Source organism: Arthrobacter sp. AFG7.2 (assembly GCF_002892835.1).
Classification (GTDB): Bacteria; Actinomycetota; Actinomycetes; order Actinomycetales; family Micrococcaceae; genus Arthrobacter.
The window spans coordinates 239,389-260,044 of the sequence record NZ_PJMB01000003.1 but is presented as its reverse complement, the minus strand read 5'-3'; the positions used below and the strand labels follow the sequence as shown (position 1 = coordinate 260,044).

The window sequence follows — 20,656 nt, the reverse complement described above, 5'->3', positions numbered from 1 at the left end:
CCGCCCAGGCAATCCCGGCCAGAACATCCAAAGCAGCGACGGCAGCCTCCACGGCCGCTTCCGCGTGCGCCACTCCCGGATTGCTTTCCATACCCCCATCATCCTTGCGGGGTCCGACATTTTAGGGTCGGGAATCAGCGAGTGGTGAGACCCACTCACCCCGCCGCAGCACGCCCGCAAGGTTCAGGTCCCGGTCAACGAGCACGACATCGGCAGGCATGCCGGCACGCAGGTCGCCTGCCTGCCCGGACAGGCCCAGGACGGACGCTGGGACTGCACTTGCCGCCGTCGTGGCCTCCTGGAGCGGGACACCTGCCGCCACCGTCGATCGCACCACGTCGAGAAGCGTCGCGGTGCCGCCGGCGATCGCGCCGGTGCTGTCCACGCGCGCAACACCGTGGTCAACGGTGACAGCCGATGTGCCCAACCGGTACTCGCCGTCGTGCAGGCCCGTCGCGGCCATTGAGTCCGTCACCAGGGCGATATTGTCTGCTCCCACCAGCTCGAACACCATCTTGACTGTCTCCGGGGCCAGGTGGACTCCGTCCGCGATCAGCTCCACCACGGCATTGCCGGCATGGGCCGCGCCGAGGCTGGCGGAGACGGGGCCCGGGTCGCGGTGATGCAGGGTGGGCATCGCGTTGAAGAGGTGCGTGACGGTGGGGCGGACCCTTCCCGTGTGATTCGCAGGTTGCGCAAGTCCCACCGAGGCCTGGTGCAGGAAGGCGGCTGCCGTGCGGTGGTCTGCGGCGGTATGGCCCAGTGACGGAATAACCCCCCGGACAGCGAGGACATCCACCAGTTCGGCAGCACCGGGAAGCTCGGCAGCCAGCGTCATGGAAACCAGGGAATGACCCGCAGCGTTGAGCAAGGTTGCCATCAGGCGAGCGTCCGGTTCGAGCAGCAACGCCGGATCATGGGCTCCGCATTGCCGGGGAGAGAGGAAGGGGCCCTCCAGATGGGACCCGGCAACCAATCCCTCATCCGCCAGCGTCCGCAGGACGGCGAGGCTGCGGACCAAGAGCCCAGGCGGCCGTGTCACCAGGCTCGCCAGCAGTGTGGTGGTTCCACGACTGTGCAGGTAGCGGGCCGCTGAGCGCGCACCGTCAGCGGAGCCCTCGCCGAAGTCGGTGCCCAACGCCCCGTGACAGTGCAGGTCCACCAGTCCGGGCAGGATGATGCGGCCAGGTTCTTCGCGCGCGGGGCTTGCTTCACCGCGGAATTCCGACGCCGGCCCGGCGTAGGTGATCCATCCGTCGTCGACCGCCAGGAGCCCATCCGCTATATCCATGGTGGCGGAGACGAGGCGGCCGCGAAGCACAAGGGCTTTGTCCACTGATACCCGTCTTCCGCTGATTGAATTCCTGTACGCCGGCTCGTTTGCCGGTACGCGTTTCGGATTATTCCACAGGCATTGAGGCTGCTTCGACCGGTTACCGGCGGGCGCAAAAGTTACCGTGACGATATTTCACACTCCGCTTAAAACCCCTTAGGCTGGAAACACTAAGCAAGCTTCCTATCTCAAAAGGGGTTGTATCTGATGCGAAAAGTACCTGCGCTTGGATTGATGACAGCAGCCATGATTGCACTGGCCGGCTGCACGGGTGGAGGCGGTGGAGCTGCCAGCCCCTCGGCCTCGGAAACAGCCACGGCCTCCGCCTCCGCAACAGCCGAAGCGAAGGTTTACAGCGAGGATGAGCTCCGTGACCTGATCTCCGGCATGACGGACGAGGACGGCAACGAGCTGAAGCTCTACTCCAAGGAGCAGGTGGACCAGGGCGGCAACATCGCCAACCTGCTCCTGAGCACCGCTACCGTGGACCCCGAAGACTGCAAGGACATCGCCACCGCGGGCCTGCTGGATACCGTGGAAAGCGGCGAGATCGCCGTGGCCCTCTCTGAGGGTGACCAGCCGCGCACCCTGTCCGCACAGTCAGGCAGCGAGGGGCCGGACGCTGTGGAGGTCCTGGACGAGATCAGCGGCAAGATGGACCAGTGCGCCACCTTCTCCGTGGAAGCGCTGGGCCAGACCTATGAAGTGACCAGCGAGGAAGTCCAGGCGGACACGAACGCAGAGCAGACCTTCGCCACCCTGAGCTCCCGCAGCGGCGAAAACCAGCAGAAGCTGATGCAGGTCTCCGCCGCTGAAGGCCGGCTGCTGGTGGTTGCCACCAAGAGCGGCGCCGATCTGGGTGACGCGGACCAGAAGGAGCTCGAGGACCTGATCAATGAGGTGCTGGAGAAGGCCGACGGCGGCAGCGGCACTTCCAGCCCGACGTCCACCAGCACGTCCGGTTCCACCAGCACGTCCTCGCCGAGCGGTTCAGCTTCACCTTCCGCCACGGAAACCGAGACGGAAGAAACGGAGACGGCCTCGCCGTCACCAACCCCATAGCGGCTAAGCCTGCAGCTCTGCAGGGCAACGGGCGGACCATTGGGTCCGCCCTTGGCTTCTTTATCTCCCGGCCCGGCGCCAAGTCAGCCGGGAACCGGCTGCCGTCCGTTAGTCTCTGGTGCGGCAAGCTCCTGCACCAGCCCGGCCAGGGTCTGTGCCAGCTCCGGGGCGGGGATCGAGGCGTCGATCTTCACGAAGGTGCCATATCCAGGCAGTTGCCTGTACCCGCGATCGAAGGCAGTCAAGTCCTCCACTGTCTCCACGTCGGCGCCGCGGGCCATGATGCGCCGGTATGCAACCTCAGGGTCCACCTCCAGATGCACAACGGCATCCGGAGCCGGCAGGACGCCAAGGAGCCACGGGAGCAGGCGCCCGCGCGGCAGCCCTTTGGTTGAGCGGAGCGCCAACTGGCAGTACAGGTGCCGGTCCATGACTACAAGGCCGGTAAACCGGCTGGCCCGGCCATGGTTCACCAGGACGTTCCACACGCGGAACGTCGTTTCGATGGCATCGGAAGCCCTGTCAGGCAGCCGGACTCCCAGCCTGGCGGCCAGAACCGACATGCTGCGCCTGCCCGCGTGGTTGTTCAGCAGCAGGGCGGCACCACCGTCGGCCTTGATGGCGGAGACCAGGGCGCGGGCGGCCGTAGACTTTCCGGAACCGTCGATTCCGGACAGGACAATGATCACGTGGCCTCCTTTCGCCATGGGTTTAACGCCGGGCGTGCCGGGAACATCCCGGCTGCCTGGTGATTCACAGGTTCGCGGCCCTTTCACAGGACTGGAGTGCCTGATGCCTGCTCCGGATCCACGGAAGGCCCAAGGCTACCGGTTCCTACGGCGCGATGAGCCCAGCCCGTAGGCTGGAGAGCGGTGCGGGAACATGTCCCGGCCGAACACCGCAGTTCCCCAGCGAAAGGCAGAACCATGACTGCTAGCAACGACGAGCCGCAGAACGCCGCCGACCTTCGCGGCCCGGGTGACCCGGACGAGGCCAAGGAGCCTACGCAGGCCCCGCAGAGCGGCCAGCATCCTGAACTGCCCGGTGCGGGCAACATCCGTGAGGAGCAGCAGGCCCACGCCGCAGGCACCGTTCCTGCGTCTTACTCGGGCAGCGGCGAGCCGCCCCGGGAGGACAAGCCCGAGGACGCGCTGCAGGAACCGGGAACGTGGGACGACGAGGTCTGACGCAGCAATGATCACCCGCGCGGACGTGGAGCAGGCGGCACAAAGGACTGCTGGCCTCACCCGGTTGACGCCTGTGCTGGAAGCTGACCCCTGTGCCTTGCCCGGCCCCGTCTGGTTCAAGTGCGAATTCATGCAGCACACGGGGACGTTCAAGGCACGTGGTGCACTCAACAGGGTTCTCGCCGCCAAGGAACGTGGTGAGCTGAAGCCGGACGTTGGCGTCGTCGTCGCCTCCGGAGGAAATGCCGGGCTGGCGAACGCGTACGCTGCCGCGCAGCTTGGCGTCCCCGCAACGGTGTTTGTGCCCGCAGCCGCTCCGGCGGTGAAAGTCCGCAAGCTGAAAGCCGTAGGGGCCACCGTGGTGCAGGGCGGCACCGAATACGCGGAGGCGTACCAGGCGGCCATCCGGTATGCCGGGGAAACCGGCGCGGTGTACTGCCACGCCTATGACCAGCCTGAAATCGCCGCCGGCGCCGGAACTGCAGGACTGGAGTTGCTGGACCAGGTAGGCGGGGTGGACACCGTACTCGTTGCCGTGGGCGGCGGCGGCCTGATGGCCGGAATCGCAGCGGCCGTGGAAGGCAGGGCAAGGGTGGTGGCCGTGGAACCGGAGACGGCACCAACGCTGAACGCTGCCCTGGCTGCCGGAGAGCCGGTCGACGTGCCGGTAGCGGGAATTGCGGCGGACTCGCTTGGCGCCCGCCGCATCGGCGACATTGGTTTTTCTGTTGCGGTCCGGGCCGGCGTCGAAAGCATCCTGGTGTGCGACCCGGACATCGTGGAGGCCCGTTTGAGGCTGTGGGAGGATTACCGCATCATCGTGGAACATGGTGCTGCGGCCGCCTACGCCGCACTCACATCAGGCGCCTACCTGCCGGGACTGGGCGAACGGACCGCCGTGATCCTCTGCGGAGCCAACACGGACCCGGCAACGCTGGCATGACCACAACGGCAGCTTGCTGAGGGGGCACCCAAATCCCGGCTCACCCCTTCGCGGGCCGGCAAGACACCCGAGGGTGCCGCATCATGGGGGGATTGCCGGCTCTGACTGGCCTTAGGTGCAGTACTGGCTGTACGTGTTGCCGGCTTCCTCGTAGTCTTGCTGCAGCTCGGCGAGCTTGTCCTCGTCAGGCGTCTCCTTTGCCTGCTCATCCGTGTACTCGATGATTGCCCCGAGGGCGCCCTTCAGGTCATCAGAAGCGACTGAGTGGATCGGCCGGATCTGGTTGGCCAGCCGGTTCATGCCGGTCTTGCCCGCGTTGTTGGCCGGATTCGATACAACGGACTGGATCCGCTCGCAGGTTTCCGCGGTGGTGAGCTGGTTCGAGGCGGTGCAGGCCGTTGCGGAGGCAACGAGTCCGGCGGCGATCAGGGCTGTGGCGAGTTTCTTCATCGGTCCCTCAGTAGTTGATTGAGGTTTCGATTGTAAGCAGAACGGGGGCGCCCATGCCGTGCCGGGCCTCCCACGGGCATCTGCGCCGCTGCTGTACAGTACAGCGGCGACGGATCTGGTGCACGACAGAAACTAACAATTTCTCCCATTGATAATCGTCAAGCCCTTGACCGGCCTTGTCAACCGCTGATACACCTTAAGGGCAGAAAACGCTTTCCTTCTCGAACGCCCCCAACACCCCTTCCTTTGAAGGGGATGAGAGGCCGGCGAGTGAAACGTTCCAACCTGTCGCGCGGCAGACTCAGCTGCCGCCGCATCAAAGGAGATGTTCTTTTGGCTTATCCCTCGAAATGTTCCCCGTCGTTCCGGCCTGGCCGCGCCTGGAAGGCAGCCCCTCGCGCCGCCGCGGCGTCACTTACTGCTGCAGCGCTAGTGTTTACCGGCATACCGCTGGCTCACGCCAATCCCGGCACTGCACCCGGCCAGTCCGGGAAGGCGGAGCTCAAGCGCCAGGTGGAAAACCTGGATCGTGCGCCTGTGGCGGTGCTGACGGACCAGGGCGTCACGCTGGGCTGGCGCATGCTGGGCCTGGACAAGGACAGCATTGGCTTTCACGTCATCCGCGACGGCGTCCAGCTCACCGAAGAGCCCATCCGCAACACCACCACCTATGTTGACCCGGCCGGAACCGCAACGTCCAGGTACGTCATCAAGACCGTGGGCAACGGCAACGGCCAGGACAAGCTCAGCGCCGAATTCACCCCGCTTGCGCAGAACTTCCTGTCCATCAAGCTGGACAAGCCGGCCGACGGCGTTAGCAAGGATGGAAAGCCGTACACCTACACCGCCAACGACGCCACCGTGGCTGACCTGGATGGCGACGGCAGTTACGAGATCATCCAGCTCTGGAACCCCTCCAACGCCCAGGACAACTCCAAATCCGGCTTCACCGGAAACGTCTATGTGGACGCCTACAAGATGGACGGCACCAAGCTGTGGCGTATCGACCTGGGCCACAACATCCGCGCAGGCGCCCACTACACCCAGATGCTTGCTTACGATTTTGACGGTGACGGCAAGGCTGAAGTGTCCATGAAGACGGCGGACGGCACCAAGGACGGGGCCGGAACCGTGATCGGCGACCCCGCCGCGGACTACCGCAATAGCGGCGGCTACGTGTTGTCCGGGCCGGAATTCCTTACGGTGTTCAACGGCGCCACCGGCACCATCATGGACACGGTGCCTTACGATCCGCCGCGCGGCAACGTCAGCTCCTGGGGTGACGGGTACGGCAACCGCGTGGACCGCTTCCTGGCCGGCGTGGCGTACCTGGACGGCGAGAAGCCGTCCATGATGTTCAGCCGCGGCTACTACACCCGCGCCGTCCTGGTCACCTATGACCTGGTGGACGGCAAGCTGGTGAAGCGCTGGACCTTTGACTCGGACGTTTCCGGGGCTGAGTACAAGGGCCAGGGCAACCACAACCTTTCGGTGGCGGACGTGGACCAGGACGGCAAGGACGAGTTCGTCTTTGGTTCCATGACCATCGACGACGACGGCAAGGCCCTGTACAACACCAAGCTGGGCCACGGCGACGCCATCCACACCAGCGATTTCGATCCGTCCCGTCCGGGCCTGGAAGTTTTCGCGGTGCACGAGAGCATGAGCCAGAGTGGCAACCGCGGTGCCACCTTCCGCGACGCCGCCACAGGCGAGGTCATCTGGAGTATCCCGGCATTGCGTGACACCGGCCGCGGTGCCGCGGGGGACATCGACCCCCGCTACGCCGGCGCTGAAGGCTGGGCTGTTGGCGGTGACGCTTCGTGGAATTCTCCGCGCGGCCAGCTGATGTCCGCCAAGGGCGAGCTGATCGCCGAGAAGATCCCGGCGGCCAACTTCCTGGCCTGGTGGGACGGGGACCTGCTGCGTGAGATTGTGGACCACGACTTCGATGCTGCGGCAGGCGTGGGCGTGCCCACCATTTCGAAGTGGAACTGGGAAACGGAGTCCAGCGACAGGCTGATGACCATCACCGGGGCCCGCACCAACAACCACACCAAGGGCAACCCGTCCTTGCAGGCGGACCTGCTGGGTGACTGGCGCGAGGAACTGGCCTTCCCGTCGTCGGACAGCACCGAACTGCGGATCTATACCAGCACCTCACCCACCGAGGTCCGGCTCCGCACCCTGATGCATGACACCGTCTACCGGACCGCCGTGGCCCGCGAAAATGTGGCCTACAACCAGCCGCCGCACCCGGGCTTCTTCCTCGGTGAAGGCATGGAAACCCCCGCTGCGCCGTCCGTGAAGTACGCCGGCACGGACAAGTAGCGCCGGCACAACGAAGCGCCGCCCACCTCCGGAAGGAGGTGGGCGGCGCTTTGCTGTGCCGTTAGAAACGTCCGACGGCGGGGCTCCCCTCAGCGGTCAGCTGGAGTACACCGCGCGACGGGTTGTCCCGTCAGTGCTGGCCCAGGTTTCCGCCGACGGGCGGCAGGCCGCCGTCGGTCCGGCGGTCACCGCCCTCACGCTCAGCGGCGCTCAGGTTCTCTCCCTCGAGCGTCTCGTCGGACTCGCCCGTCGTATCCACCAGGCCGTTCGTCTGGTCAAACGGGTGCCCGATCCTGTCGTCGCCCAGGTCCCCGAGGGAACCGGCGGATCCCGTACCGGCCGTCGTGCCTGCCGTGGCAGCACCCGCACCGGTGGTGCCCGTCGTCATACCCCCGGCCGTGGCGTCTGTGGTGGTGTCCGTCGTGATGGGCGTGACGGTGGCCGGCTCGCCTGGAGCCACGGGAGTCACGGTCTCGTCCGCGGCCGCAGTTTCGCCCTTGTTGCCGCCGGCCGCCATTGCCGCAGCTGCACCCGCCGCCGCGGCTACGCCCAGGCCTGCAGCCACCTTGCCGGAGACGCCGGCCTTGCCCGAGTCGCCACGCGATCCTGCTGCGTCCTCGACGCCGGGCGTGCCTGCGGGTGCTCCGGAGCTGACGCTGCCACGCCAGGCTCCGCTTGCATAGCCCTCGTCCTCAATGAATTCCTTGAACCGCTTCAGGTCTGCCTCGGCCTGGCGGTCCACCACGTTGAGCTTGTCGCCCACCTTCTCGATAATGCCTTCGGGCTCGTACTCAAGCGTCAGCTGCAGGGACGTCTGGCCGCCGCCGATGTCCTCGAACTCGATTGCGCCGGCGTTGGTGGCGCCTTCCGTTGCTGCCCATGCGACCTTCCGGTCGGGGATCTGCTCAAGGATCCGGGCTTCCCACTGCCGGCGGACGCCGCCGATCTCGGCCACCCATTCCAGCCTGTCATCGCTGAGCTGCGTAACGCTCTTGACGCCGCCCATGAAGTGCGGGAACTCCTCGAACTGGGTCCACTGGTTGTAAGCGGTGCTCACCGGTACGTTCACCAGAATGCGTTTTTCCACCTTCGTGCTCATAACGTCTCCTTCGCTGTGTAACCGGAAACTGATGAGTAGGAAAAATCATCAGCATGCTTACCAACATACCTTTTGAACGGTCCGGTTTCCAGAGCAGGCGCAACAGTGGCGGCATCTGGCCTGCGGCTTCAACCCCAGCACCCCCTAACCCGCCGCGGATGCGACGGGTGGGGGTACCGCCGTCGCGGGTCCGCACAACTACGGCAGGTGGTGGCCAATCAGCGCCAGGTTCTGGATGACGGCGAGCCCGAACTGTGATGCGTCGTTGGTGGAAACGGTAGGCGCCTCATCCACCGGCAGCAGCACGTGCGGCGGCTCGATCCGCCGCAGTGTGAAGGCCGACTCGTGGTTGAGGTGCTCGCCGCCTTCCGCAAAGCTGGCCCAGGCGCGGGCGGCCAGGTCCGGATCGTTCAGCCTGGCCGCGGCATAGGCTGTGAGCCGGCTGTGCGCCTGCGTGAGGTAGATGCCCTCGAGCGGCTGGCCCACTGCCTCCACCTGTTCCTCCTTGCCGGCCAGGAACAACCGGCAGTACTGAAGCCAGGCCCGTTCGAACTCCGGATCCCCGACCAGGTCCACCAGTTCGCTGCAGATTTCCACCAGGCCGAACACGGCGCTGAGGTGGGACACCTGGATCAGCTCACGGCCTGTGTCGAACCGGCCCTTGTCCAGGTCGTAGAGTGCCTCACCCGTCAGGAAGCCGTACTTGAGGGCGCCGATGTCCGCCATGGTGCCCAGGAGCCGGTCCCGCGAGCGGGGGTTGCCGGTCCGCTCCCAGTCGGTGAGCCAGGTGGCGGCCAGCGAACCCCAGTCCGTGCCGAGTCCCACGCCAAGGGCCTCCCGGTTCGGCCGGTAGGTGTCGGCGTCGGGGCGGACTTTGCGGACAGGATCGAGGCCCAGGAAGTTCTGGTCGCTGTCCACCAGCTCGGTCAGCAGGTCTCCTGTGCGCTCGTCGGCGGTGAGGTAGTAGTAAAAGCGGCGGTAGGCAGGAGTGCTGATGCGGAGCTGCTTGGCGCTGCAGCCCCAGTGCTGGACGTTGTGCCGCGAACCCAGTCCCTTCCATGGTCCCAAGTGGTAGACGTCCACTTCGCCGGTGTGCCGGGTCATGGCCTCGGCAAAGCGGAAAATGTCTGCCCGGCCGGAGCGCAGGTAGGAGTACCAGAGCCAGAGGTCGGGGGAGAGTTCGGAGTTGTCCCAGGCGTAGCCGCCCACGTCATAACGCCACACATGCCGGTCGTGGTCGTAGGTATGCATGACGTCGCCGTAGTTCCAGAAGCCGTACCAGCGCCGCTGCTCCACCTGGCCCGCATAGAAATCGAAGAGGAAGTCCAGGTGGTCCTCCAGCTCTGCGCGCGCGGGAGTGCTCCGGTCCACGGGGTCCCAGTTACCGAAAACGCCCACAGAGTGCAGGTATTCGGGGGTGGCCTGGAGCAGGGCGGGGGTTGAGGCCGAGGCAGCATCCGCAGCCAGGCTTTCCGTTGCAGGGGTGCTCTCGTAGGCGAAAAGAGTTAACTCATGTGTGCGGGCAATTCCCCGGGCGTTTCCGAATCCCGGCTCGTAGTCCTCATAGGTGACCTCGAGTCCTTCGAGCTGTTCCTCAAACGTGTCCTGGCCCAGGCCGTCGTGATAGAAGCGCAGGTCCATGGGTTGGGCTTCCGGGGAGTACAGCCATGCGGTGAGGGATGCCTCGTCCGTGGCGGCGTTGCGGATGTCCAGCTGGCCGGGGTGGGACTGCCAGAAGTCCTTGATGCCCACGCCGAAGCCGCCGAGGGTATCGGTGAGGGAGCAGAACCCGGCAGACCTGGTTCCGCCGGAAATGCCCACCCACGCATGGCCGGGTGCAGTGCGCTTGCGCAGTTCAAAACCGTCGGCAGTGAGCTGGCTCAGTGTGTAGTCATTCCATGCCGGGATGAGGTGCAGCCGTTCGGACACCTCAGGGTTCCATCCGGCCAGGGGTGGAGTAGGGCGCCCTTCCACTTGTGCCCGCCTGATTTCCTCGCCGGGGTCCCTTCGCAGGCCCGTCAGTCCGCGGACCCCCTCGGTAAGGAAACCGCCGTCAGCCCCGGCAATGCGGACGTGCCGGTTGTGCAGCTCCGCCCGCAGCGGCACGGTGAAGCGGACGCCGAGGCCCGCCAGGAAGTCACGGTCCGCGTCGCCGTCCCAAATGAAGGAATGCACCATGCGCACGCTGCGGGCGTTGGCGTGGAAGTAGAAGCGGACCACGAACGGGAGCCAGCTGTCGTGGCCGCTGTCCGGGGCATCCGGCCGGTGCTGTCCCTCCAGCCGCACCACGGCCCGGACGGGTCCGCTGTGTTCAAGCACGACGGCGGTGACCTCGCCCGTGAAGGCGTCCCGCTTTAGGCTTCCAGCGCCGCCGTCCTTGTCGTCGGCGATGCCGTCCTGCAGGAGGCTGACCAGGCGCGCATCCCTGGCCACCTCGGTCCCGCCACGGACAAGGCTGCTGAACAGGGTGGACCCGGTGCGGTTCAGGACCATGTGCAGGTTTCCGGTGTCCACGGTAAGGGTGTCCGCGGTTTCCGTCACGGTGAGACTGCCGCCGCCCGCCGCTGGTTCCCCGCCGGCCTGTGGTGGGGTGCCGCCGTCGGACCCTACGTGGTACGCCTCCGAAGGCGAGCTGGTGGCGGGAAGTGCAAGGCCGGCCCATTTCAGGGAACCGTCCGGCCAGGTGGCCAGCGGCCAGGCCTGGGACGCGACGAAGGCGCCGCCGGCGTCCGTCACTGAGAGGGAGCTGGCCGCGGCCACGGAGCCCCGCGCAAAGGGCATGCCCCACGTGGTTCCGCCGCTGATCTCCGAAGGTGCGCCGCCGTCGATCCACCTGATGAGGGTGTTGTCCGTCATGTGATCCAATTCCGCTGGTGTCCGGTACGCCTTTGGTGCCGCTTCTGCTGCGGGAAAGCGCTTTCTTGTTGCGGATTAAAACCTAGTGCTCACGACGGCAGGCATGCAAGGGGCGCCCGGGATCCGGAGGTGCGGAAGGGCCGCGATTGGTAGGAGCGTGGGGAACGCGGCGCCGTTACTGGTTCTTGTCCGCGCCCGGTCCATCAGGGTCGGCGCCCTCGGCCGGCTCCTGGGGGTGGACCCTGATGTCTGTCGGATCCGCGTCCGGATCTCCCTCAGCAGGGGATTCCGGGTGGACCCGATCGTCGTCCTTCGATGGATTGTCTGTCATGGCTGCTCCTGGGGACCCGGCGGGGACTGTGCTAACCATCATTGAGCTCTCCTTGGCGGAGGCTGTCAAGGCGCGGCAGCACCCTCTGGCCGGGCACGGGCTTCTGTGTTGGACTGGTGGATGCAGTGGGCACCACCTGCCGCTCAACCAACGGGCGGCATTATTTCCGGAACCTTGGCCCGCCGGCGCGGGCCGGCTATAGGAAGGAACACTCATGGCACCGTACAGAATCGGCTACTTCGTGGGGAGCCTCGCCAGCGGCTCAATCAACAGGGTCCTCGCCAACGCGTTGATCAAACTTGCTCCGGAGGACCTCGAGTTCTTCGAAATCCCCATCCGGGACCTTCCCCTCTACAGCTACGACTACGACGCCGACTTTCCGCCGGAGGGCCGCGCCCTCAAGGAGGCCATCGAGGCGGCCGACGGGATCCTGTTCGTCTCCCCGGAGTACAACCGGTCCATCCCGGGTGCGCTCAAGAATGCCATCGACTGGGGTTCCCGGCCCTGGGGATCGAACTCCTTCGCCCGCAAACCCACAGGGATTATCGGGGCCTCGCCCGGCAGCATCGGTACGGCGGTAATGCAGTCCTCCATGCGGAGCGTCCTGAGCTTCCTTGACGCCCCGCAGCTGAACGCCCCTGAGGCGTACATCCACTACGACGCCGCCGTCTTCGGCGAGGATGGCCAGGTGAAGGACGAGGGAACCGCCAAGTTCCTGCGCCATTACATGGACGAGTACTGCGCCTTCGTCCAGCGGGTCCTGGCCGCCAATGCGCCGGGCCATATCGGCGACCTTGAGCCTGATACTGCCAAGCTGACGCGTTAAGGCTCACGGATGCCTGCCGTCCCGTCACGGCGGGCATCCGGGCTTAGTCCAGCGGGAGTGTTACCGTCACGCTGCTGCCCTGACCGGGGGAGGAGCAGATGTCCAGGGTGCCGCCGGCGCCGTGGACGGCCTCCGACATGAGCCGAAGGCCATAACCGTGGTGGCGCCCGCAGGTGGCCAGCCGGCTGTCAAAGCCCTTGCCGTCGTCGGACACCACCAGGCGGATCCCGTGGTCCACCGCGGCAAGCTGGACGGTGAGATGGGACGCCTCCGAGTATTTGTAGGCGTTGCTGAGGGCCTCACGCGCCGATTGGTACAGCAGGGAAGCGCAGTCCGCAGGAATCTCGATGCCCCAGTGCGGGGTATCCCAGCTCACTGCCGTCCCCCGGTGGCGGAGGGGCGCCGTGAGCCGGTCGATGCAGCCCGCCAGCCCCAATGTGTGGAAGTCGAGCGGATGCTGATCGGTGATCACGCCTCCCACTGTTGTGACTTCTTCGTCAAACGCTGTCTTGTTGTCCATAACGTCCCGCTCCCCACAGGCTGGTTGATCCATGACTTCAGGGTGGCGCGGCAACGTCAAAGGGCAGCAAGGTTTACCGCAAGATCACATCAATACTTCGCGGGGCGGCTGCGTGGCTGCAGCGGAAAGGCCCCGGCCGTGCTTCTGCCGGGGCCTGGTGGCGCATCAGGCGCTGGTCAGCACCGGCGCGGTCAGCGCCCCGTCCCGCATGGTGGCCACGGCGTCCGTCAGGGGAACAAATTCCGTGTCGTGGGTGACCATCACCGTGGCCACGTTGAATTCGCAGGTGACCTGGCGGAGCAGCCGGATGATCGACGCGCTGCGGTCGTGGTCCAGTGCCGCCGTGGGTTCGTCCACCAGCAGCAGCCTGGGGTTGCCCATCAGGGCCCGCGCTATGTTGACGCGCTGCCTCTGGCCGCCGGAGAGCTGGTGCGGCAGTTTTGCCGCGCTCGCGGCCAGTCCGACGACGTCCAGGAGTTCGGCGGCTTTCTTCCGGGCGGCCTGCACGGGCTTTCCCCGGAGGTGGTCGCCGATGATGAGCTGTTCCTCGGCCGTCAGCGAGGGGAGCAGGTTGGGCTGCTGGAAAATGATGCCCACCTTGCTGCGCCGCAGGGCCGTGAGGGCCCTGGCCGGGAGGGCGCCGGTGTCAGTACCGTCGATGATGACCTGCCCCCGGGTAGGGCGGACCAGGGTGGCGGCTGCAGCGAGGAGGCTCGATTTTCCGGAGCCGGACGGCCCCACGAGGGAGACCAGTTGCCCGGCCCGGACCGAGAGGCTGACCCGGTCCAGCGCGGTGGTGGTTCCGCCCCCGTCCGGATATTCGAGGGTCACGTTGACCAGGGCCAGGGGAGCAGGGCCGCTGGTGTCAGGGCTCATGGTGGATGTGGTGTCCATGGGTGTTTCCTTCCTAGTTCCCGCCGAGGGCGAGCAGGGGATCGATTGTGGTGACGCGCCTGACGGCCAGCGCCGCTCCGGCCAGTCCCAGGGCAATGATTCCGACGACGGGAACCAGCGTGGTGGCCGGAGTGAGGAGGAACGGGGCCGCCTGGGCCGCGAGGAGTCCGGTGGCGACGCCGATCACTCCGCCGGCTCCAGCCCCCGCCACCAGGACGATCGCGGCCTGCGTCATGGCATCGCGCAGAATGTAGGAGCCCGGTGCTCCCAAGGCTTTCAGGACGGCGATGTCACGGGTCCGCTGAATGGTCCAGACAGTCAGGAAGGCCACAATGACCAGGGACGAGATGCCGTACAGGAAAGCCTGCATCAGCGTCAGCGAGCCGTTCTCGCTCTTGAAGGAGCCCAGCGCCTGGAAGGACCCGGTCCGCGAGGTGCTGACCGTGTTGGCCGCAGCGTTGGCGGCGGCCTCGTCGACGGCGGTCCCGTCCTGGTAGGTGACAGCAACCACCGTGGCCAGCTGTTCGCCGTCGGATAGATGCGCCAGCCTTGACCATTCCGGCAGCGCCGCCCACACCACACTGGTGTGGGCATACCATTGGTTCTCCACCACGGCGGCGACGGCGAGTTCCACGCCGCCGATAGTCAGCGCGTCACCCTGTTTCAGCGACAGGGCATCGGCCACCGACCTGCCCACCACCGCGGTGCCGGCCGAAACGTCAACAGGTGCCAGTCCGCTCCCCGGAGCAACGCCGAAAACGGCTACATTGGCGGTGCCCGCGCCGGCAGCCCCGCCGTGCGCGCGGGTCTGGGTGATTCCCAGCGGCTCGGCGTTGCGGACTCCGGGCTGGTTCTGCCAGCTGTCCAGCTGGCCGGCTGTCACCGAGCTTTCGGTGTAGGACGCTTTGGGAACGCTGGAGCCCGGGGCGCCGAACACCACGGCGTCCACCGGTGACGCGGAGGCGGCCCCCAGCTTTCCGATCGCCGACGTTGATTGTTCAGCCAGCCCGGCGGTTAGGCCGGACAGCATGACCAGGAGCAGGGTAATCAGGGCCACCACGCCGCCCATCATGGCGAACCGGCCCTTGGCGAAGCGGATGTCGCGGATTGCCAGAAACACGTTGGTCTTCTCTCAGTTGAAGTATGGGTTTGTTGCAGTTGATGAGCTCTCTATCCACTGTCCCGTCCGGCTGCCCGTCAGCCATCGAGCAGGCAGTTGAGATGCCGGCGCCGATAGGTGGAACCCGGAGTCAACCTTTTGATTGACCCCCCGCTACGCCGGCCCGCATAAGCTGGGAAAATGTCCGCCACGCCTGCCCGGGTTCCGCTGAACGCCCTTGAGACGGCGTCCTCAGCGGCGATCCTGCGTGTCCTGCGGGTGACGCTGCACACCGGCTTCGCCGCCCTCCTCGTGGTGGGTGTAGTCCGGCTGCTGGCGCCCGGTTCCCGCGGGTACTTCCCGGTGCTTTGGGCGGCCCTTGCCCTTGTCCTTGCGGCGGTCTACCTCACGGGGACCGTCCTGGAACACCGCCATGCCGCGGGCCATATCAGGTTCAACCCCCGCCGCTATGCCATCCAGTGGTTGGCAGCGGTGACAACCCTGTGGGTCCTTTTGCTGGTGGGGAGCGCCGATTTCGCCTGGCTGGCGTTCCCGTTGTTTTTCCTGCACCTGCACCTGCTGCCCAGGCGGGCCGCGCTGCTGACCATCACGCTGATGACGGCCGCGGTCATCGCTTCCCAGTGGTCCGCCAGCGGTGAGCCTGCCCCGCACGCGGCCGCCGTCGTCGGCCCGCTGTTTGGTGCCGCCTTCGCCGTCGTCACCGGCCTCGCCTACGTTGCCCTGTACCGGGAGGCAGAGAACCAGCGGCGGGCCGCGGACGAACTGCGCCGCACCCGGCAGGAACTGGCAGCATCCCAGCACGAGGCCGGGGTGCTGGCCGAGCGGGAACGGCTGGCCCGGGAAATCCACGACACCCTGGCCCAGGGCCTGTCCAGCATCGTGCTGCTGGGCCGGTCGGCCGAAAGCTCGCTGGCACACGGGGATCTTTCCACTGCTGCGTCACGGGTGGCACAGATGCAGCAAACGGCAGCCGAAAACCTGGCCGAAGCCCGGAGTTTCGTCCGCGGCCTGTCCTCCCCCCAACTGAACGACAGCACGTTGGCGGAGGCCTTGCGCCGGCTCTGCGCGAAGACCGAGTCCAGCGCGGCCGCCGGGGGAGTGGCGCTCCGCTGCCGGCTCGAGGTGGACGGGGAGCCGGCCGAACTCCCGCAGCCCCACCAGGTGGCACTGCTCCGCGCCACCCAGGCCAGCCTCGCCAACGTCCGCGAGCACGCCCGCGCCGGCACCGCGGTCATCACCCTCACGTTCCTGGGCTCAGAAGTCACCCTGGACATTTACGACGACGGCGTCGGCTTTGACCCGTCACTGGCCGTCCGGACACAGCACGACGGCGGCACGGACGGCAGCGGATTCGGCCTCCGCTCCCTGCAGGCAAGGGTTAAGGCACTCCACGGCTCCCTGGACGTGGAGTCCGCCCCGGGCGAAGGGGCGGTGGTGGCCATCCGGTTGCCGCTTGATGGTCCGGCAGGAGACGCCGGTGAATGATGTCCGCGTCCTGCTGGTCGACGACCATCCGGTGGTCCGTGCCGGCCTGAAGGCAATGCTCGCCGGGTTCGAGGGCATTTCCATTGCCGCGGAGGCGGCGGACGGGCAGGCGGCCCTGAAGGAGCTGGCGCGGCTGACCGTCCTCGGTGACGGCGTGGACGTTGTGCTGATGGACCTCCAGATGGGTGCGGGCATGGACGGGGTGGCGGCCACGGCGGAGATCCGGAAGCTGGCTGTGCCCCCGCCAGTCCTCATCCTGACCACCTATGACACTGACGCGGACATCCTCGCGGCTGTAGAGGCCGGAGCCAGCGGATACATGCTCAAGGACGCGCCCCCGGAACAGATCCGGCGGGCCGTGGTCGCGGCCGCGGCGGGGGAGACCGTACTGGCACCGCGGGCGGCGGCGCTGCTCATGAACCGCATTACCAATCCAGGCACCTCGCTCACTCCCCGGGAAGTCCAGCTGCTGGAACTCCTGGCCACCGGGCTTTCCAACCGGGCCATTGCACGGCAGACCTTCATTTCCGAGGCCACGGTCAAAACGCACCTGGTCCATATTTACGGCAAGCTCGGCGTGGACAACCGGACGGCCGCCATCGCCGCCGCCACGCAGCGCCGCATCATCCGCCCGCCGGGGCAGCCGGGCTGACGAGGGGAGGCCGGCGCCGTGACCCGAAACCCTGACGGTGCAAGGCAACGGGCAGGAAGACCCTACTTCCGCCGCTGCTCCGGGCCTAGACTGCGGGCCATGGATACTTCACCCCCGGGACCACAAACTGAAGTCCTCCCGGAAGAGGAGTGCTGGAAATACCTGCGCTCCTCCTACATCGGCAGGCTGGCGGTCATCAACGGCACGACGCCGGAAATCTTCCCCGTGAACTTTGTGCCGGCAGAAGGAGCCTTGTTTTTCCGGACCGCCGCCGGCACAAAGCTGTACTCCTTGCTGGCAGGGACGGTTGTAGCGCTGGAGGCCGACGGGATGAATGCTTACGGCACCGAGGTGTGGAGTGTGGTGGTCAAAGGCCTGCCTGAGCCGATGGCAGAGGACGCCGTGCCACTGGAGCTGTCCGATCCGGACCGCGAGCCCTGGGAAGCCGGCGTGAAGGAGCACCTGATCCGCATCACTCCCACCGACGTCAGCGGACGCAGGTTCCCCGTCCATTCGCGGACGCGGTGGTGGCCGCCGATGGACTTCTCCTCAGACTGGACCTAGCTGTACTCACTTGGCCCGTGCGGCGCCAGACAGGACGACGGCGGGATGCGGCGCAGTGCCGCATCCCGCCGTCGGGCCCTGCCAACTAAGGTTTGCCAACTAAAGTTTGCCAACTAAGGTTTGCCGGCTGAGAGGCCCTGGCGGGCAAGGTCCTCCGCAACCAGGCGGGCCAGTTCGGAGGCGCCGGCACGGTTGGGATGCAGCGTGTCACCGGGCATGAACAGGGCGAGGGTGGCTTCCGGGCCGATTCCGGTGAAGTAGGCCGAGGCCAGGACGTTGAGGTCCACCAGGTGCACGCCCTCTTCCTGTGCCAGGGCAACGGTGGAGTTGCGGTACCAGCGGTTCACCGAGGTGTGGACGCCGTCCACGAAATCAGTGGCGCGGCCCTGCGGCGTAACGAGCACGGGCGTAGCTCCGGTGGCTGCGACCTGGCGGACCATGTCCCGCATGATCTCCTTGAACTCCGCCTCGGTGGTGGCGTTCTTGGCCGCGGTGTCATTGATGCCCATTTCCAGCAGGAACAGGTCGCCGGGCTTGATGTACTGGAGGATGGCTTCGAGCTGGCCGTCGTTGCGGAAGCCACGGGCAATCTGCCCCCCGGTGGCCATGTTCCGGATGTCGAACGCTTCCGGGTCCACGTACTGCGGCAGCATCTGGCCCCAGCCGCCCTGGACACTGTTCTCCAGGGGGTAGTAGCTGGCCACGGTTGAATCCCCGCCCACCCAGATCGTGGGGTCCATGTCCGGGTGGCGTGACACCTTGTCGATTTCCAGTGAGCTCAGGGTGAAGGCGGTTCCCACCTTGCCTTCGGTAACCAGCAGGTTCAGCTGCCCGTCCGTCACCGGAATTTCGAAGGAGGCCGTGGCGCCGTTTCCGGTCAGGTTCATTTCCTGGAAAACTCCTTCGGCCGCGATGCTGGCCCGGGAGGTGTCACCCAGCGTGACGGAGACCTTGTACAGGCCCTCTTTGAGGTCCACGTTGAACGTGTTGCTGCTCTTGGTCCCGAACTGGAGGAAACGTACTGCATCACTTCCGGCTCCATTGCCCTTGGCGGCAACGTTTGCCATGTGCTCCGGGGTATTGAAGCCGTAACGTGTTTCAGGGCTGTAGGCATCGGTGGCGCTGACGCCGGTGTAGCCGTGTTCCACCGGGCCATTACCGAAGTCAAAGCGGTAATTGCTCGGTTCGGCGTTGGCAGCGGGGGCTGAGAGGGCAACGCCGGACGCGCTGAGCAGGGCGGCCGCGGCCAGGCCAGCGGCCAGCGACTTCCTTGCATGGCGGCCTGATCCGGCTGTGGCCGGGGTACCGGGCGGGTTGGCAGCGATGGTCATTGTCATCTCCTTTGATGAGGCTAAGGGCTTTGTTTGTATCGTTTCAGCAACTGCTTTACACAATTTGTAACAGCGCTTGCTGTGACTAGTCAAGACTTTTTGTGCGCTTTCTGTGCGCTTCTGCTTCTTCTTGTTGCCCTCTTCGCCGGTCAATCCGGCGGATTTCGTCCCCTGTGCGCCCAGGCGGACCTCAGGTCGGGCTTCCCCTGAGGTTGAGGTGCATGCGGCCCTCTTGATGGAAGCTTGCCGCTTTGTTGCCGCTTCTGTGCATACGATTTGAGTTCGCGTTGGAACACTCAAAGCCAATGGAACTTCAAATATTCACAGCGGGGAAATATGCGTGCGGCGGCGCGGTCAGCGGAGCTTTTGTGACTAATTTCCCGGCGGGGACAGCCCTGTGATCACAGTTATCATCCCGGCCCACAACGAGGCGGCCGGTATCCACGAGACCCTTGTTTCGCTGCAATCCCAGACAATTGTTCCCGACCGGATAATCGTGGTGGCGGACAATTGCACGGATAAAACTGAGGCTATTTCTCTGGCGGCGGGCGCCGAGGTGGTTTCCACGGTGGGTAACACCGATAAGAAGGCCGGGGCGCTCAACTTCGTCCTGGCGGAGCTGTTGCCGCATGCCGCGGCCGAGGACATGATCCTGGTGCAGGACGCGGATTCCCAGCTCTCCCCCGACTTCATCGACCGCGCAGTGGGGCACCTGACGGCTGATACCCGGCTTGGTGCCGTGGGCGGCGTGTTCCGCGGAGGCCACGGCGGTGGATTTGTTGGGCACCTGCAGCGGAATGAATACGCGCGCTATGCCCGGGACGTGAGGCGGCTGCAGGGACGATGCCTGGTGGTCACGGGTACGGCGGCACTGTTCCGGGTGCGGACGCTCCGTGATGTGGCAGCGGCGCGGCTGGACGGTACCCTGCCTCCCGGCAACGGCAGGGGCGGCGTCTATGACACCTCTGTCCTGACGGAGGACAACGAACTGTCCTTTGCCCTGCTGACGCTTAAATACCGGATCCGGTCACCGGCTGACTGCACGCTTGTCACGGAAGTGATGCCCACCTGGCGCGAGCTGTGGGCGCAGCGGCTCAGGTGGAAGCGCGGTGCAGTGGAGAACTGCGTCCAATACGGCTGGACGCGGGTCACTCAGCCCTATTGGGGCAGGCAGGCACTTTCGGTGGCGGGGGTCCTGGTGACTTTCGGCTACCTCAGCACGGTGGCGATTGCACTGGGCACGGGGGCAGGGCTGCATTTCCAGCCGTTCTGGCTTGCCGTGACCGGTGTCTTCGTGATCGAACGCGTGGTGACAGTGCGGCTGCGGGGCTGGAAGTACATGCTCGCGGCCGCCACCATGTACGAGCTGGTGATTGACCTCTTCCTGCAGTTGGTTCACGCGAAGGCGTATACAGACGCAGCCTTCAACAAAAAGAAAGCCTGGTAAAAACCATGTATAACAATCCAGCCGTTCCCGCTGCTGCCGGAGCCGGCTCCGGCACGCTTGCCATGACAGGCGCAGGAGAGGTGTTCTGGGTGGCACTCGCTGCCTTTGCCCTCCTGGCCCTCGGCCTCGCCATCAAGCGGATCATCCCGGTCCGGACGAACAAGCAGTAGGGCACAAGCTTGCCGTCAGCTGATAGCGGCAAGAGCGCAGGGAAGCCATCCACGG

20 protein-coding genes are annotated in these 20,656 nt (G+C 66.0%); 10 read left to right on the top strand and 10 right to left on the bottom strand.

The window, feature by feature from the left end; translation table 11 throughout:
- Nucleotides 1-121: 121 nt before the first annotated feature.
- Nucleotides 122-1,291, bottom strand: coding sequence for an N-acetylglucosamine-6-phosphate deacetylase (locus tag CXX84_RS07650; protein WP_411266202.1), 1,170 nt, complete (start codon nucleotides 1,289-1,291; stop codon nucleotides 122-124).
- Between the two features lie 276 nt (nucleotides 1,292-1,567).
- Between CXX84_RS07650 and CXX84_RS07645 the strand changes: the two genes are divergently transcribed.
- Entirely contained in the window at nucleotides 1,568-2,395 is an 828-nt protein-coding gene (locus tag CXX84_RS07645; protein ID WP_223253016.1) for a hypothetical protein, read from the top strand.
- Between the two features lie 83 nt (nucleotides 2,396-2,478).
- Here CXX84_RS07645 and CXX84_RS07640 read toward each other — a convergent pair whose 3' ends face one another.
- Complete coding sequence (locus tag CXX84_RS07640) at nucleotides 2,479-3,084, bottom strand: dTMP kinase (protein WP_102976099.1); 606 nt, start codon at nucleotides 3,082-3,084, stop codon at nucleotides 2,479-2,481.
- 237 nt (nucleotides 3,085-3,321) lie between these two features.
- Here CXX84_RS07640 and CXX84_RS07635 point away from each other — a divergent pair, with 237 nt between their 5' ends.
- Both CXX84_RS07635 and CXX84_RS07630 read left to right on the top strand, forming a co-directional pair.
- Entirely contained in the window at nucleotides 3,322-3,582 is a 261-nt protein-coding gene (locus CXX84_RS07635; RefSeq protein WP_102976098.1) for a hypothetical protein, read from the top strand.
- Between the two features lie 7 nt (nucleotides 3,583-3,589).
- Complete coding sequence (locus tag CXX84_RS07630; protein ID WP_102976097.1) at nucleotides 3,590-4,525, top strand: threonine/serine dehydratase; 936 nt, start codon at nucleotides 3,590-3,592, stop codon at nucleotides 4,523-4,525.
- A gap of 111 nt (nucleotides 4,526-4,636) precedes the next feature.
- Here CXX84_RS07630 and CXX84_RS07625 read toward each other — a convergent pair whose 3' ends face one another.
- On the bottom strand, nucleotides 4,637-4,975 hold the full coding sequence (locus CXX84_RS07625; protein ID WP_102976096.1) for a hypothetical protein: 339 nt from the start codon (nucleotides 4,973-4,975) through the stop codon (nucleotides 4,637-4,639).
- Between the two features lie 333 nt (nucleotides 4,976-5,308).
- Between CXX84_RS07625 and CXX84_RS07620 the strand changes: the two genes are divergently transcribed.
- Nucleotides 5,309-7,306 (top strand): rhamnogalacturonan lyase, encoded by a 1,998-nt coding sequence (locus CXX84_RS07620; protein WP_102976095.1) that lies wholly within the window; start codon nucleotides 5,309-5,311, stop codon nucleotides 7,304-7,306.
- 130 nt (nucleotides 7,307-7,436) lie between these two features.
- Here the strand turns inward: CXX84_RS07620 and CXX84_RS07615 are convergent, their stop codons facing one another.
- The 3 genes from CXX84_RS07615 to CXX84_RS19105 form a co-directional block, all read right to left on the bottom strand.
- A complete protein-coding gene (locus tag CXX84_RS07615; protein WP_102976094.1) occupies nucleotides 7,437-8,405 on the bottom strand; it encodes an SRPBCC family protein in 969 nt (322 codons plus the stop codon).
- 198 nt (nucleotides 8,406-8,603) lie between these two features.
- Complete coding sequence (locus tag CXX84_RS07610) at nucleotides 8,604-11,261, bottom strand: Tat pathway signal sequence domain protein (protein ID WP_102976093.1); 2,658 nt, start codon at nucleotides 11,259-11,261, stop codon at nucleotides 8,604-8,606.
- A 175-nt stretch (nucleotides 11,262-11,436) separates the two neighbouring features.
- The gene (locus tag CXX84_RS19105) at nucleotides 11,437-11,592 is read right to left on the bottom strand and encodes a hypothetical protein (protein ID WP_189337529.1); all 156 of its coding nucleotides are present in this window, start codon (nucleotides 11,590-11,592) and stop codon (nucleotides 11,437-11,439) included.
- 214 nt (nucleotides 11,593-11,806) lie between these two features.
- Here CXX84_RS19105 and CXX84_RS07605 point away from each other — a divergent pair, with 214 nt between their 5' ends.
- Nucleotides 11,807-12,418 carry an NADPH-dependent FMN reductase gene (locus CXX84_RS07605; RefSeq protein WP_102976092.1) on the top strand — a complete coding sequence of 204 codons (612 nt, stop codon included), beginning with the start codon at nucleotides 11,807-11,809 and terminating at the stop codon, nucleotides 12,416-12,418.
- Between the two features lie 43 nt (nucleotides 12,419-12,461).
- Here the strand turns inward: CXX84_RS07605 and CXX84_RS07600 are convergent, their stop codons facing one another.
- The 3 genes from CXX84_RS07600 to CXX84_RS07590 all read right to left on the bottom strand — a co-directional run bounded on the left by CXX84_RS07600 (nucleotide 12,462) and on the right by CXX84_RS07590 (nucleotide 14,952).
- Entirely contained in the window at nucleotides 12,462-12,938 is a 477-nt protein-coding gene (locus tag CXX84_RS07600; protein WP_102976091.1) for a sensor histidine kinase, read from the bottom strand.
- A 165-nt stretch (nucleotides 12,939-13,103) separates the two neighbouring features.
- Nucleotides 13,104-13,832 carry an ABC transporter ATP-binding protein gene (locus CXX84_RS07595; protein ID WP_223253015.1) on the bottom strand — a complete coding sequence of 243 codons (729 nt, stop codon included), beginning with the start codon at nucleotides 13,830-13,832 and terminating at the stop codon, nucleotides 13,104-13,106.
- A gap of 13 nt (nucleotides 13,833-13,845) precedes the next feature.
- Entirely contained in the window at nucleotides 13,846-14,952 is a 1,107-nt protein-coding gene (locus tag CXX84_RS07590; RefSeq protein WP_102976090.1) for an ABC transporter permease, read from the bottom strand.
- A 180-nt stretch (nucleotides 14,953-15,132) separates the two neighbouring features.
- Here CXX84_RS07590 and CXX84_RS07585 point away from each other — a divergent pair, with 180 nt between their 5' ends.
- The 3 genes from CXX84_RS07585 (at nucleotide 15,133) to CXX84_RS07575 (ending at nucleotide 17,653) form a co-directional block, all read left to right on the top strand.
- On the top strand, nucleotides 15,133-16,437 hold the full coding sequence (locus CXX84_RS07585; RefSeq protein ID WP_102976089.1) for a sensor histidine kinase: 1,305 nt from the start codon (nucleotides 15,133-15,135) through the stop codon (nucleotides 16,435-16,437).
- Complete coding sequence (locus tag CXX84_RS07580; RefSeq protein ID WP_102976088.1) at nucleotides 16,430-17,089, top strand: response regulator; 660 nt, start codon at nucleotides 16,430-16,432, stop codon at nucleotides 17,087-17,089. The genes CXX84_RS07585 and CXX84_RS07580 overlap by 8 nt, the downstream gene beginning before the upstream one ends.
- A 99-nt stretch (nucleotides 17,090-17,188) precedes the next feature.
- On the top strand, nucleotides 17,189-17,653 hold the full coding sequence (locus CXX84_RS07575; RefSeq protein WP_102976087.1) for a pyridoxamine 5'-phosphate oxidase family protein: 465 nt from the start codon (nucleotides 17,189-17,191) through the stop codon (nucleotides 17,651-17,653).
- Between the two features lie 113 nt (nucleotides 17,654-17,766).
- Here CXX84_RS07575 and CXX84_RS07570 read toward each other — a convergent pair whose 3' ends face one another.
- Complete coding sequence (locus CXX84_RS07570) at nucleotides 17,767-18,984, bottom strand: rhamnogalacturonan acetylesterase (RefSeq protein ID WP_102976086.1); 1,218 nt, start codon at nucleotides 18,982-18,984, stop codon at nucleotides 17,767-17,769.
- Nucleotides 18,985-19,381: 397 nt separating this feature from the next.
- Here CXX84_RS07570 and CXX84_RS07565 point away from each other — a divergent pair, with 397 nt between their 5' ends.
- Together CXX84_RS07565 and CXX84_RS19100 are read left to right on the top strand one after the other, a co-directional pair.
- A complete protein-coding gene (locus CXX84_RS07565; RefSeq protein WP_102976085.1) occupies nucleotides 19,382-20,431 on the top strand; it encodes a glycosyltransferase in 1,050 nt (349 codons plus the stop codon).
- 5 nt (nucleotides 20,432-20,436) lie between these two features.
- Nucleotides 20,437-20,601 carry a hypothetical protein gene (locus CXX84_RS19100; RefSeq protein WP_189337527.1) on the top strand — a complete coding sequence of 55 codons (165 nt, stop codon included), beginning with the start codon at nucleotides 20,437-20,439 and terminating at the stop codon, nucleotides 20,599-20,601.
- The last annotated feature ends 55 nt before the right edge of the window (nucleotides 20,602-20,656 follow it).